12 protein-coding genes are annotated in these 12,082 nt (G+C 74.9%); 5 read left to right on the top strand and 7 right to left on the bottom strand.

All coding sequences use genetic code 11. The features are described from left to right. Nucleotides 1-134: 134 nt before the first annotated feature. Nucleotides 135-437: a hypothetical protein gene (locus tag OG519_RS03250; RefSeq protein ID WP_405578356.1), complete on the top strand. Its 303-nt coding sequence runs from the start codon at nucleotides 135-137 to the stop codon at nucleotides 435-437. 17 nt (nucleotides 438-454) lie between these two features. Here OG519_RS03250 and OG519_RS03245 read toward each other — a convergent pair whose 3' ends face one another. Further along, nucleotides 455-1,687, bottom strand: a complete 1,233-nt coding sequence (locus tag OG519_RS03245; RefSeq protein WP_405592434.1) for an alanine--tRNA ligase-related protein — start codon at nucleotides 1,685-1,687, stop codon at nucleotides 455-457. Nucleotides 1,688-2,006: 319 nt separating this feature from the next. Continuing rightward, on the bottom strand, nucleotides 2,007-3,170 hold the full coding sequence (locus tag OG519_RS03240) for a glycosyltransferase (RefSeq protein WP_405578353.1): 1,164 nt from the start codon (nucleotides 3,168-3,170) through the stop codon (nucleotides 2,007-2,009). A gap of 429 nt (nucleotides 3,171-3,599) precedes the next feature. Here OG519_RS03240 and OG519_RS03235 point away from each other — a divergent pair, with 429 nt between their 5' ends. Beyond that, a complete protein-coding gene (locus OG519_RS03235; RefSeq protein WP_405578350.1) occupies nucleotides 3,600-4,388 on the top strand; it encodes a glutamate racemase in 789 nt (262 codons plus the stop codon). 45 nt (nucleotides 4,389-4,433) lie between these two features. Further along, on the top strand, nucleotides 4,434-4,994 hold the full coding sequence (locus OG519_RS03230) for a hypothetical protein (RefSeq protein ID WP_405578347.1): 561 nt from the start codon (nucleotides 4,434-4,436) through the stop codon (nucleotides 4,992-4,994). A 31-nt stretch (nucleotides 4,995-5,025) separates the two neighbouring features. Here the strand turns inward: OG519_RS03230 and OG519_RS03225 are convergent, their stop codons facing one another. Beyond that, nucleotides 5,026-6,069: an O-antigen ligase family protein gene (locus OG519_RS03225; protein WP_405578345.1), complete on the bottom strand. Its 1,044-nt coding sequence runs from the start codon at nucleotides 6,067-6,069 to the stop codon at nucleotides 5,026-5,028. Nucleotides 6,070-6,786: 717 nt separating this feature from the next. Between OG519_RS03225 and OG519_RS03220 the strand changes: the two genes are divergently transcribed. After that, nucleotides 6,787-7,296, top strand: a complete 510-nt coding sequence (locus OG519_RS03220) for an NUDIX hydrolase (RefSeq protein ID WP_405578342.1) — start codon at nucleotides 6,787-6,789, stop codon at nucleotides 7,294-7,296. A 254-nt stretch (nucleotides 7,297-7,550) separates the two neighbouring features. Next, complete coding sequence (locus OG519_RS03215) at nucleotides 7,551-7,844, top strand: hypothetical protein (RefSeq protein WP_405578340.1); 294 nt, start codon at nucleotides 7,551-7,553, stop codon at nucleotides 7,842-7,844. A gap of 150 nt (nucleotides 7,845-7,994) precedes the next feature. Here OG519_RS03215 and OG519_RS03210 read toward each other — a convergent pair whose 3' ends face one another. The 4 genes from OG519_RS03210 to OG519_RS03195 all read right to left on the bottom strand — a co-directional run bounded on the left by OG519_RS03210 (nucleotide 7,995) and on the right by OG519_RS03195 (nucleotide 11,970). Next, nucleotides 7,995-8,420 (bottom strand): PTS fructose transporter subunit IIA, encoded by a 426-nt coding sequence (locus OG519_RS03210; RefSeq protein WP_405578337.1) that lies wholly within the window; start codon nucleotides 8,418-8,420, stop codon nucleotides 7,995-7,997. Then, nucleotides 8,417-9,079 carry a dihydroxyacetone kinase subunit DhaL gene (gene dhaL, locus OG519_RS03205; RefSeq protein ID WP_405578335.1) on the bottom strand — a complete coding sequence of 221 codons (663 nt, stop codon included), beginning with the start codon at nucleotides 9,077-9,079 and terminating at the stop codon, nucleotides 8,417-8,419. The genes OG519_RS03210 and dhaL overlap by 4 nt, the downstream gene beginning before the upstream one ends. A gap of 187 nt (nucleotides 9,080-9,266) precedes the next feature. After that, nucleotides 9,267-10,259, bottom strand: a complete 993-nt coding sequence (gene dhaK / locus OG519_RS03200) for a dihydroxyacetone kinase subunit DhaK (RefSeq protein ID WP_405578332.1) — start codon at nucleotides 10,257-10,259, stop codon at nucleotides 9,267-9,269. A gap of 310 nt (nucleotides 10,260-10,569) precedes the next feature. Further along, entirely contained in the window at nucleotides 10,570-11,970 is a 1,401-nt protein-coding gene (locus tag OG519_RS03195) for an LCP family protein (protein WP_405578330.1), read from the bottom strand. Between the last annotated feature and the right edge of the window lie 112 nt (nucleotides 11,971-12,082).

Here is a 12,082-nt window from a genome sequence, read left to right as displayed (position 1 = left end):
CCCAGCGCCGGAACCCGCCGGCGGCGGAGGGGAGCCGGCGGGTTCCGGTCGGCGGCCCGCGGGGCCCGCGCGTGCCCGAACGGGGTACGCCCAATGCGCCACATCCCCGCACCGGGCGACGTAGGCTCAGCAGAGTGAGCAATGGTGTCGGTGAGGGTCAGGAGTGTCTGCGCTGCGCCGAGTTAGAGGCCCGGTTCAAGGATCCGGTGACGCCCAATCCGGGCGCCTTCCTCTACGGCTGGGCGACGCACCAGCTGGATGACCACGGAGCCCGGCCGGGCCCCCGCGCGGGATGCGCGGAGTGCGCCAGATACGCGGCGGACGGCGGCGCGATCCAGCCCAGGGTCTGGCTCCGCTGGGCGCGCACCCACTACATGTCCTGCGCCCTGGCCCCCGGCTGGAAGCCGGCCGGGGTCCTGCCGCCCGCCGCCTCCTGACCGCGCCGGCCCCGGACTCACTCGGCGCGCAGGATGTCGATCAGCTCCCGCGGCAGCCCGTGGGTGTCGTGCAGGTAGGCGTAGTCCCCGGCGTCCAGCACACCGGAGAAGCGCGGCCGGGCCAGCACGCCGCGGCCGCGGCTCAGCATTCCGGCGAACCGCCGCTCCTCGGCGAGCAGCACCTCGCGGACTCGCGCCACCGGGTACGGCAGCCCGAAGTGGTCGAGGGTGGCGGCGATCAGCTCCGCCGGCAGATCGGCGAGGGTGGCCGGGGTGGCCGGCGTGCGCGAGGTGGCCGGGGTGGCCGGGGTGTTCGGGTCACGGTCCCGGCCGTGCCGCCACAGGAGCGTCAGCACCCGGCGGACCAGTCGCCGCAGGACGTATCCGTGGCCGTTGGCGCCGGGCGTCACGCCGTCGGCGATCACCACGGCGGCCGACCGCAGATGGTCCGCGACGATCCGCAGCTCGGTGCCCTCGATGCCCCACAGCGGGGGCAGCAGCCGCAGCCAGGGCTCGAAGAGGTCGCCGTCGAAGACCGAGCGCCGGCCTTGTAGGACCATCGCCAGGCGTTCCAGACCCATGCCGGTGTCCACCGAGGGCCGCGACAGCGGCTGGAGGCCCTGGTCGTCGAGCCGCCGGTAACGCATCATCACGTGGTTCCACACCTCGACCCAGCGGTCGTCGCCGCTGGGGGCGCCCAGCGGCGGGCCGTCCCCGGTCCAGACGAAGATCTCCGAGTCGGGGCCGCAGGGTCCCGTGGGGCCGTTGGACCACCAGTTGTCCTCGCGGGTCGTCTCCACCGGCACGCCCAACTCCTGCCAGGCGCGCAGCGATTCGTCATCGGGGCCGGTCTGCCCGTCGCCGCCGAAGACGGTGGCGTGGAGCCGCTCCGGGCCGATGCCGAAGCCGTCGACCAGTAGCTCGTACCCCCAGCGCAGGCTCTGCCGGGACCCGTAGTCGCCCAGCGACCACGAGCCCAGCATCTCGAAGACGGTGAGATGGGTCGGGTCGCCGACCTCCTCCAGGTCGGTGGTGCGCAGGCAGCGCTGGACATCGGCCAGCCGGCGGCCGAGCGGATGGGGACGCCCCTCCAGATAGGGGGTCAGCGGATGCATCCCGGCGGCGGTGAAGAGCACCGGGTCGCCCGGTGGCCGGACCAGCGAGGCGGACGGCATCAGCCGGTGGCCCCGGTCACGGAAGAAGGCGGTGAAGGTGTCGGCGGTCTGCCGGGTGGTCGGCGTGGTCTCCACGACGGTGGGCCTCTCGGTCAGGGCGCCGGAAAGGCCGTCGGCTCGTGCCGCCGCCACCAAGGAGAGAACACCGAGGAAGAGGGGGGAGAAGGCACCCGGCGAACCGTTTCCGGTCGCCGGTCTGTGCTGGGGAAGGTCAGGCGGCGGCTACCGGCGAGCTGGTCGCTCGCGCGGTCGCGTCGGTGTGCCGGGCGATCTCCATGGCATCAACGGTAACAGCGGCCCCGGCGGACCGCCTCGGGATTACCTTCCGCCGAAGTGGCCCCGCGGCGGGGCCGGGTCGTGGTGGGGAGTCGTCGCGGGCCGTCGGGGCGCGGCGTCAGACCGTGGCGTCGGGCCTGGCGTAGGTGCGGCCCTTCCAGGCCGCGCCCCTGCCCCGGTAGTGCTCGACCGCGGAGTGCACGGTCATCAGCAGGTAGAGGGCCGCGGTGTACGGGAGCAGGGGCGCGAGCCAGAGCGGCTGCCCGTAATACCGCAGCATCGGCAGATAGCTGCCGGTCATCGCCGCCCAGCTCGCCGCGCCGAGCGCGCACAGCGGCCAGGCGCCGGCCAGCGCGCCGCCGACCGCGGCCGCCGGGGGCACCAGGTAGATCAGCGCCAGGCCGAGGACCGTACCGGCCAGCAGCGCGGGATTGTGCCGCAGCTGGGCGTAGGCGCTGCGGGAGACCATCCGCCACAGCTCGCCGAGGCCGGGGTAGGGGCGGACGCTGTCCACCCGTTCGGCCAGGCCCAGCCAGATCCGGCCGCCCGACCGCTTGACCGCCCGGGCCAGCGCGACGTCGTCGATCACCGACTGGCGGATCGAGTCCGGCACGCCGGCCGCGGTGACCGCGGTGGTCCGGATCAGCACGCAGCCGCCGGCCGCGGCGGCGGTACGGGAGCCGGGGCGGTTGATCCAGCGGAAGGGGTAGAGCTGGGCGAAGAAGTAGACGAACGCCGGGACGATGAGGCGCTCCCAGCCGGTCTGCACCCGCAGCCGCGCCATCAGGGAGACCATGTCCAGGTCGGCGCGGACCGCGGCGGCGGTGAGCGCGCGCAGGCTGTCCGGGCGGTGGGCGATGTCGGCGTCGGTGAGCAGCAGGTACTCGGCGCCGGTCCGCTCCCGGGCCAGCGCGATGCCGTGGCGCACGGCCCACAGCTTGCCGGTCCACCCGGCGGGGGGTTCGCCCGGCGAGGTCACGGTCAGCGGCAGCCCGCCGTGCTCGGCGCCCAGCTTCTCCGCCAGCTCACCGGTGCCGTCGGTGCTTCCGTCGTCCACCAGGAACACCTCGGCGCTTCCGGGGTACGCCTGGGCGAGCAGCGACGGCAGGCTCGTCCCCAGCACCTCGGCCTCGTCCCTGGCCGGCACGACCACCGCGACCTTCGGCCAAACCGCCGGCTCGCCGCCACCCCGCGGCAACCGCACATCCGTCCGCCAGAACCCCCCTTGCCCCACCACCAGCCAGATCCAGGCGGCGAGTGAGATCCCAGCGGTTAGCGCCATCACCATCACCCCCGCAGTCTGTCATCCCCCCACCCACCTCCCACCCGGGGACACCCCTGCGGGTCGTCACCGACCGGGCGGCCCTGTTGCGGTCGTCCCCGGCCCACCGGCGAGTGGTGGGTTGCTCGCGCCGTTCCTCGCGCCCCTTTGGGGCGTGGCGTCGACTTGACGTTGGGCGGCGCCCCGCCAAGGGGCGCGAGGAACTGCGCGCTCAGCCACGGCGCGCCTGCGGGTTGTCACCGGTCGAAAGGGGCTGTTGCTGTCGTTTCCGGCCCACCGGCCGGTGGCGGGTTCCTCGTGCCCCTGACGGGGCGCCCCAAAGGGGCGCGGGGAACTGCGCGCTCGGGCACGGCGTGCCCGTGGGTCCTCACCGGCCCGGAGGGGGTTTGCGGTCCACCGGCGGTAGCCGGAAGCGCTTAGGGTGGGAGGGTGAAGATCGGGCTGCTGGATTCGGGCATCGGGCTGCTGGCCGCGGCCGCGGCGGTGCGGGGGTTGCGGGCGGACGCGGAGCTGGTGCTCGCGTCGGACCCGGCGGGGATGCCCTGGGGGCCGAGGTCGGCGGAGGACGTGACGCGGCGGGCGCTGGAGTGCGCGCGGGCCGCGGCCGAGGAGGGCCTGGACGCCCTGATCGTCGCCTGCAACACCGCCTCCGTACACGCCCTGCCCGCGCTCCGGGCCGCCTTCGAACCCCGGCTGCCGGTGATCGGGACGGTCCCCGCGATCAAGCCCGCCGCGGCCCGGCACACGACCGTCGCGATCTGGGCCACCCCCGCCACCACCGGCAGCGCCTACCAGCGCGGGCTGATCGCCGACTTCGGCAACGGCGCCAGGATCACCGAAGTGCCCTGCCCCGGCCTCGCCGCGGCCGTCGAGACCGCCGACACCGACGCGGTGGCCGCCGCCGTCCGCGCCGCCGCGGCCCTCACCCCGCCCGGGGTCGGCGCCGTGGTGCTGGGCTGCACCCACTACGAACTGGTCGCGGAACGGATCTCCGACGCAGTACCGGGAGCCGAGCTCTACGGTTCCGCCCAGGCCGTCGCCGGCCAGGCGCTGCGCAGGATCGGCGCCGGCGCCCCGTCCGGCGCGGCGGCCGCGTCCCCCGGCGGCGTGACCGTCCTGCAGAACGGCCGCCGCGCCGACCGGCTCCCGGCCGTCGCGCTGGCCTACCCGGAGGGCCTCGCCCTCGCCGCGACCCCGGCCTCCGCGGCCACGACGTGACGTAGAACGCTGCCCTATTCCCGCGGTCTTAGTACGCTTCGTGCCATGACGCACGTCCCGCGGCCAGAGGCCAGTACGTCCCAGGAGTGGACGGGCCGGGCGAGCAACCGGATGCAGTGGGTGCTCGCCGCGGTGGGCGCCGCCTGCCTGGCCCTCGGTGTCGACCTCGCCGTGGACGGCCCCGGCACCTCCGGCCTGCTCCCACTGGTGATGTCGGTGGTGGGCTGCCTGGCCGTGGGTCTGCTGGTGCTCTTCGGCACGATCGGCTTCACCCATGTGCATGTGTGGATCGACTACGAAGCGGTCCACGTACGGTGCGGCCACATCGGGCTCCCGCGCCGCCGTATCCCGCTCGACGAGGTGACCGGGGCCCAGGTGGACGCCCTGATCAGCCCGCGCACCTGGGGCGGCTGGGGCTACCGGTGGCGCCCGGAGCGGGGCACCGCCGTGGTGGTGCGGCGCGGCCCCGGTGTGGTGATCGACCTCGGCGGCGGCCGGTACTTCACCGTCACCGTGGACGACCCGGAAGGCGCCGTGCAGGCGATCAGGGACTGCCTGCGGCTGCGCGGCACCCGCCCGGCCGCCCCCGGTCCGGGCGGCGCCTGACCGCCGAGCGGCGGTCACCGGCCCGTCCCGTTCAGTCGTCCGGGTCCGCGGCGCCGCCGCACTCGTCGTCCGCCAGCGGGCGGGCCGTCGCGACGCCGGCGAGGAAGCCGGCACCGGCGGTCACCACGGCGTAGCTCAGCACGTGATCGACGGTCGCCAGCAGCGCCAGTCCGGTCAGCGCGGCCGCCGCCGACAGCACGACGGGTGTCGGCCGGGAGGAGCGCCACAGGGCGAAGAGCAGCCAACCGTAGGCGACCGCCAGGAACGCCACCCCGGGCAGGCCCTGCTCCGCGGCGAGTTGGAAGGGCGCCGAGCGCGGGGTCCCGGTGATCGGGCTCGGCGCGTCGGACGGCAGCGCGTCCGGCGCCTCGGACGCGTCGGCGAAGCGTTCCGGGCCGACGCCGCGGACCGGATGGCGCTCGGCGAGGCCGACCGCCCGGTGCCAGAGTTCGACGCGGGGCCGGGTGAGCTGGCCGGTGAGGTCCGTCGACAGGCCGGCCGGCAGCGTGCCGAACACCACCGCGCAACTCCCGCCGACCAGCAGCGCGGCGGCCAGGCCGAGCCCGGCCAGCCCCAGCAGCCGGTGGTGCCGGGTCTTCCTGGCGGCCGCCAGCGAGCACAGCATGACGGCGAGCCCCACCGCGAAGCCGGCGGCCGAGCCGAGCAGGAGAGCGGCGACGGCCGAGCCCGCGGCGACCAGCGCCAGGCCGGCCCGGCGCGCGGTGCCGTGCGCCGCCCAGGCGGCGCAGCACGCCGCTCCGATCGCCAGCACCAGCAGCGCCGCGTCCGCGTTCGGGTACCCCAGAGGCGGCGCGTCCGGGTGGGCGGACAGCCGCGACGGCGGGAGCACGACCAGGCCCAGGACGACCAGGGCGGCGACGGCGGGCGCCAGCACGGGCAGCAGCGCGCCGAGAATACGGCCGGCCGCGTATCCCGCGGTGACGGCGAGCAGGGCGAGCAGCGCGCCCTCCGGTCGGGCGGCCCGTCCAGCGGCGGCGATCATCACCCAGACGGCCCAACCGGCGAGGATCGCGAGGCCGACCGCGTCCACGACCCCGTAATCCGGCCGCACCACCGACCCCACCCCACCCGAGCCACCCCGCCCCGCCACCCCGGCGAACCCCGGCGCCCTCTCCCCAGGCCCCCCAGCGCCCCCGCCCGCCGGCCTTTCGGCGCCTGCGGCGAAGTGTCCTGGACGCGCAGGGTCGACGAGGCCGGCTAAATCCCCGGCATCCCCGCCCGCTGCCCCAGCCGGGCGGGGTGGGCCCGTCGGCCCTTCGCCGAGGCCCGCGGGGCCCGCGATGGGATCGGGCTCTCCAAAGCCCGCAGGATCAGCGAATCCCGTGGCGGGCGAGCCCGCCGGCCTTTCGGCGCCTGCGGCGAAGTGTCCTGGACGCGCAGGGTCGACGAGGCCGGCTAAATCCCCGGCATCCCCGCCCGCTGCCCCAGCCGGGCGGGGTGGGCCGGTCGACCCTTCGCCGAGGCCCGCGGGGGCCGCGAAGGGCCCGGGGTCGATAGAATCCGCCGTGCTCACAGAGGCCAAAGAATCCCGCGGTCTCGTGCGGGCAGCCTTCGGTGATCCCCCGGCCGTGATGTCCATCCCCCGGTACCCCCTGCCGCCACGCGTGACGTGACGGGTGCCGTCACGCCCGCGTTCCCCGCGTGGGCGCTGTCTTCGAGGTCACCGTAACCGCTGCGGAGCGGTGTGTGTACACCATGCGCGGGAACCTTGCCCCATTGGTGAAACCTGGTGCTGATGTGGCGTTCACCCGTTGTCTCGTACGCTCGGTGCATGGCGACTCCCCGGTTCATCCTGGACATCCGCGAGAAAGCGGGGGACACCCTGCTGTTCCTGCCCGGGGTGGTGATGGTGGTGTTCGACGCGAGAGGCCGCGTCCTGCTCAACAAACGGGCCGACAACGGACGCTGGGCACTCATCAGCGGCATCCCCGATCCCGGCGAGCAGCCGGCCGAGGCCGCCGTCCGCGAGATCATGGAGGAGACCGGGGTCTCGGCGGTGGTGGAGCGAGTGCTCAGCGTCTTCACCAATGAGCCGGTGGTGTACGGCAACGGCGACCGGGCCCAGTACGTCGACATCGTGCTGCGCTGCCGGGCGGTCGGCGGCCAAGCGCGGGTGAACGACGACGAGTCGCTCGACGTCCGCTGGTTCGCCCTCGACGAGCTGCCGCCGCTCGGGCCGATCGCCCGCGGCCGGATCGAGCTGGCGCTGCGCCAGGACCCCACCTGGTTCGCCCCCGCCCCGGCCCCCGGGATCACGGACAGCGGCTACCCGGAGCCGTGACCCGGCCCTCGACGACCCCTCTGCGCGGCTGTTTCACCTCTCGATCAATTTTTTGCGTAAATAGCTATTGAATTTACGGCCACCCTCTGATGGGATCTTGCCTGCTCCGGCGCGACCTGACCCGCGCCGGAGCACCGGCGGAACAGCACCCCGCAGCCCCTACAAACTCCCTCTGGCCAGCGGACTTTGTCAGTACCTGGCGGTAAAATAGGAAGCGTTGGAGAGGGTTGGCCGACGCCTCTGGAGGATGTCGAATGGCCGCTGCCGTACTGCCCCTGCCGAAGTCCGCACCCACCCAAGTGCCGCTCTTCGCGGCCCCGTCGCCCAAGAAGCCGCTGCCCGCCGGGCGGCCCCGTGAGTGGTACGTCGCGCACAACCGCCGGCTGAAGACCATGCGCCTGGCGATCGCCCTGCTCGACGCGGGCGTGTACGAGCCGGCGCAGGCCGGCAACGGCGAGATCCGGAGCACCGCGGCACGCATCGGTGTCCACCCGCCGTCGGACATCACCTGCCGGATGGTGCGCGCCCTGCTCGGTTACGGGCGCTGAACTCCCGCTCGGACCGGCCCCCTTCGCCGTCCTTCCGCGCACCTCGCACCGCGGCGGAAGACACAGTGAAGGGGGCCGGTCCGCGCCCGCTCCCGGTCCGCGCCCGCTCCCGGTCCGCGCCCGCTCCCCGGCCCCGGGCCGTGCCCGGCCTCAACCCTTCCGGTAGGTGTACGCCTCCGTCGCCGCCGCTTCCACCGCGCCGAGGTCCGCGCCGGCCGAAGCGGTCACGACGGCGGCGACCGCGCCCTCCACGAAGGGGGCGTCCACCAGCCGGGCGCCGTCGGGCAGCTCCTCGTCCACGAGAAGCGCCTTCACCGTGAGCACCGCGCTGCCCAGGTCGGCGAGCACGGCCACCCCGGCGCCCTGGTCGACCGACCGGGCGGCCGCCACGATCAGGTCCGAGCTGGTGCCGAGACCTCCGTCGGGGCCGCCGCCGGCGGGTGCCACCGGCGCCCGCACGGCGCCGCCGGCGAGTCCGAGGGCGAGTTCGGCGACCGCTTCCGCGACGGCCGCGCTGTGCGAGACGAGGACGACACCCACGAGCGGGGCGTCGGCAGGGTCGGTGGGGGCGGTCATATCGCGGCCTCCTTCGCGGTGTCGGCCAGCGCGGTGAGCAGCAGGGCCGAGGAGGTGGCCCCGGGGTCCTGGTGGCCCACGCTGCGCTCGCCCAGATAGCTGGCCCGGCCCTTGCGGGCGCGCAACGGGATGGTGGCCCGCGCGCCCTCGTCGGCGGCCGAGGCCGCGGCGGCCAGCGCGTCGGCGGTCGAGCCGCCGGCGTCGAGGGCCCCGGTGAGCGCGTCGAGCGCCGGGTAGAGCGCGTCCAGCATCGTCTTGTCGCCGGGCGCCGCGCCGCCGAGCTGTGCCACGGCGTCCACCCCCGCCCGCAGCCCGTCCCGCAACTGGGCCGCGGACACCTGGTCCTCCTCGCCCAGCTCCTTGCCCGCCCGCCGCAGCAGCGAGCCGTAGAGCGGCCCCGAGGCGCCGCCGACCGTACTGATCAGGTGCCGGCCCACCGCGACCAGCACCGCGCCGGGGGTCTCCGGCGCCTGCTGCTCCACGGCGGTCCGGGCGGCGAGGAAGCCGCGGCGCAGATTGGTGCCGTGGTCGGCGTCGCCGATGGGGGAATCGAGGTCGGAGAGGTGCTTGGCCTCACGGTCGACGGCGGTCGTCGCCGCCTCGAGCCAGCGGCGGAGGAAGGCCGCGTCTATGGGGCCGTCCGAGGGGAGCGCGTTCATCGGGGGTGCCTTTCGCCGGGGCGGACGCCAGAAGGACCGGAAGGACCGGAAGAGTCAGAAAGACCGGAAAGACCAGAAAGACCGGGAGGACTCGAAGACCAGGGGGCCGGCGGGACGAGGTGGCCGGGTGGCACCCGGCGACCGCGGAGCCCCGCCGGGAGAGTCGGCGGGAGGATCTCCGGGCCGCTCAGCAGCCCCAGCGCAGACCGGGCGTGGCGACCGGCGCGTCCCACAGCCGCAGCAGCTCCTCGTCGACCTGGCAGATGCTCACCGAGGCGCCCGACATGTCGAGCGAGGTCACGTAGTTGCCGACGAGCGTACGGGCGACCGGGATGCGGCGCTCGGCGAGCACCCGGTGCACCTCGGCGGCGAATCCGTACAGTTCCAGCAGCGGGGTGCCGCCCATGCCGTTGACCAGCAGCAGCAGTGGCGCGTCCGGCTTCAGGTCGTCCACCACCGCCTCGACCGACGCGTCGGCGATCTCGCCCGAGGTCATCATGGCCCGCCGTTCCCGGCCCGGCTCGCCGTGGATGCCGACGCCCAGCTCCAGCTCACCGTCGGGCAGGTCGAAGGTGGGGCCGCCCTTCGCCGGGGTGCTGCACGCGGTCAGCGCGACACTGAAGCTGCGGGACGACTCGTTGACCCGGCGGGCGATGTCGGCCACCTGGTCGAGCGGCGCGCCCTCCTCGGCCAGCGCGCCGGCGATCTTCTCCACGAACAGCGTGCCGCTGGTGCCGCGCCGGCCCGCCGTGTAGGTGCTGTCGATGACCGCGACATCGTCGTTGACCAGGACTTTCGCTACGCGAACCCCCTCGTCCTCGGCCAGTTCGGCCGCCATGTCGAAGTTCAGCACGTCACCGGTGTAGTTCTTGACGATGAAGAGCACGCCGGCGCCGCTGTCCACGGCCGTGGCGGCCCGCACCATCTGATCGGGCACCGGCGAGGTGAAGACCTCGCCGGGACACGCCGCGGTCAGCATGCCCCGCCCGACAAAACCGCCGTGCAGCGGCTCGTGCCCTGATCCACCGCCCGACACCAGCCCGACCTTGCCCTCGAACGGAGCCCCTCTCCGTACGATCACCCGCCGCTCGACGTCGACCGTCAGCTCCGGGTGCGCGGCGGCGATTCCTCGCAGCGCGTCGGCCACCACCGTCTCGGGAACGTTGATCAGCATCTTCATCGATACCTCCAGAAAGGGACGGGAGCCAGCCGCACAGCCTGCGTCTGCCCAAGTCGAAGCGTGTGCGTCCGGTTGCTCGGCCGCAACGGGGAACCAGGTCGCCCGCAGGTCGTCACGGCCGCTCTCGACCGGCACATAGCCCCAGTATCAGCCGGTGGTGGACGGACGTCACGGCGGCGAGCCGCACCGGCCTGCCGACCGGGGCGTCCCGCACCCCGTGGGCCCAGCGCCCACGCCGACTGTCGGCCGCCGGGATCCGGCGGGAGGCGAGGGAGCCGTCCGGACCCTCCGGTGGCCCAAGGACCGCCCCTCAGCGGGCCGACACCGGGATCTGCGGGGTCGCCGCGAAAGCCGCGGTCGGGGTCATCGCCGCACCCCGCACCGTCACCGAGGCGATGGTGGCGACCTTCGCGCAGGCGCCGCCGTGGGCCGCGTCGAGGACCCGGGCGGCGGGAGCGGTGGCCGGCCGGCCCGGCGAGGGCGCGGGTGCCGGTGTGGGCGGCCGCGGCGCCGTGGTCTCGTCCTCGAAGGTCTCGTCGGCCGGCGGTCCGGCCGCCGCCGGGCCGGCTTCCGGCCGCGCCTGCCCGGGGTCGGCGGGCGGCCCGCCGGAGCCGGTGGCCCGGACCGGGCGGTCGGCGGCGATGGCGGCGAAGAGGTCCTTGGCGGCCGGCGCCGGCACCAGCCGCTCGGGCGCCCGCGGATCGGGCCGGCTGGGCATGGTGGTGAAGGTGAACCGGGCGGACGGCACCTTGCGCACATCCGCGGTGAGCCCGGTCAGCTTGGGGACGGAGGCCAGTCCGGTGTCGACGGTCAGCGCCTTGGTGGCCGCGTCGGCCAGCGACAGCATGGCCGACGGGTCGGAGAACCCGCCGCCCACCCGCATCCGGTGGGCGAGCGCGCCGAGGAAGAGATGCTGCGCGTCGGTCCGGCCGAGATCGCTGCCGTCGCCGAAGGCGTGCCGCGACCGCAGGAATGCCAGCGCCCCCTCACCTTTCAGCTCGTGCCGGCCGGCGGCGAGCCGCAGATGCGCGTAGGGGTCGTAGACATCGCGGTCGACGCAGACCGGCACCCCGCCGACCGCGTTCGACATCCGGACCACCCCGGCGAAGTCGACCATCACGAAGTGGTCGATGGGCAGGGCGGTCAGCGCGTGCACGGCGGCGACCGTACAACCGGGGCCGTACTGGAGCGTGGCGTTGACCGGTCCGCGCCGGGCCGGCGCGATCCCGCCGGTGGGGATCCGGCAGGCGGGCAGCCGGGTCACCGTGTCCCGGGGGATGCTCAGCACGGTGGCGTGCGAACGGTCCGCGGCGATGTGCAGCACCATCTCCACATCGGCGTTCCGCCCCGGGCCGCAGTCACCGCCGAGCCGGCAGTCCTCGGGGGCCGAACGGGCGTCGGAGCCGATCACCAGCACATTGAGCGGGGTACGGCCGAAGGCGTCCGGGCGTTCGCTGCCCGCGTCGCCGCGGACGCCGCCGAACAGCGGCATGTCCCGCAGATTGCCGTTGAGCCGGAAGAAGACGAAGGCGCCGGCGCCCGCGGTCAGGAGCACGACCACGGAGAGCCCCAGCGCCGCCCAGCGCGCCACCTTCCAGCGGGTGGAGCGCCGGACGCCCGGCTCCGCCGCCGGCCCCTCGCCGTCCCCCGGCGGGACCCGCCCGCCGCCCGCCGTACCGTCGCCGTGGTGATGGTGCTGCCCGTCGGCCATCCGTGTGTACGTCCTCGCGTCCGTCCCGCGGGCCGGTGGACAGGCCGCCCACCAGCGCAATCGCAGTATCGCCCACGGCGGCGGCGAATCCCGGCTCCCCGGCGGCGGGGTG

Source organism: Streptomyces sp. NBC_01190 (assembly GCF_045039895.1).
GTDB lineage: Bacteria > Actinomycetota > Actinomycetes > Streptomycetales > Streptomycetaceae > Actinacidiphila.
This window is presented reverse-complemented; position numbering and strand designations above follow the sequence as displayed.

What these genes read in the sequence shown, in the direction of transcription:
- OG519_RS03240 (WP_405578353.1), bottom strand. Translation starts at nt 3,170, where the DNA reads ATGGCGCTAACCGCTGGGATCTCACTCGCCGCCTGGATCTGGCTGGTG.
- OG519_RS03230 (WP_405578347.1), top strand. Translation starts at nt 4,434, where the DNA reads ATGACGCACGTCCCGCGGCCAGAGGCCAGTACGTCCCAGGAGTGGACG.
- OG519_RS03220 (WP_405578342.1), top strand. Translation starts at nt 6,787, where the DNA reads ATGGCGACTCCCCGGTTCATCCTGGACATCCGCGAGAAAGCGGGGGAC.
- OG519_RS03215 (WP_405578340.1), top strand. Translation starts at nt 7,551, where the DNA reads ATGGCCGCTGCCGTACTGCCCCTGCCGAAGTCCGCACCCACCCAAGTG.
- OG519_RS03210 (WP_405578337.1), bottom strand. Translation starts at nt 8,420, where the DNA reads ATGACCGCCCCCACCGACCCTGCCGACGCCCCGCTCGTGGGTGTCGTC.
- dhaL (WP_405578335.1), bottom strand. Translation starts at nt 9,079, where the DNA reads ATGAACGCGCTCCCCTCGGACGGCCCCATAGACGCGGCCTTCCTCCGC.
- dhaK (WP_405578332.1), bottom strand. Translation starts at nt 10,259, where the DNA reads ATGAAGATGCTGATCAACGTTCCCGAGACGGTGGTGGCCGACGCGCTG.
- OG519_RS03195 (WP_405578330.1), bottom strand. Translation starts at nt 11,970, where the DNA reads ATGGCCGACGGGCAGCACCATCACCACGGCGACGGTACGGCGGGCGGC.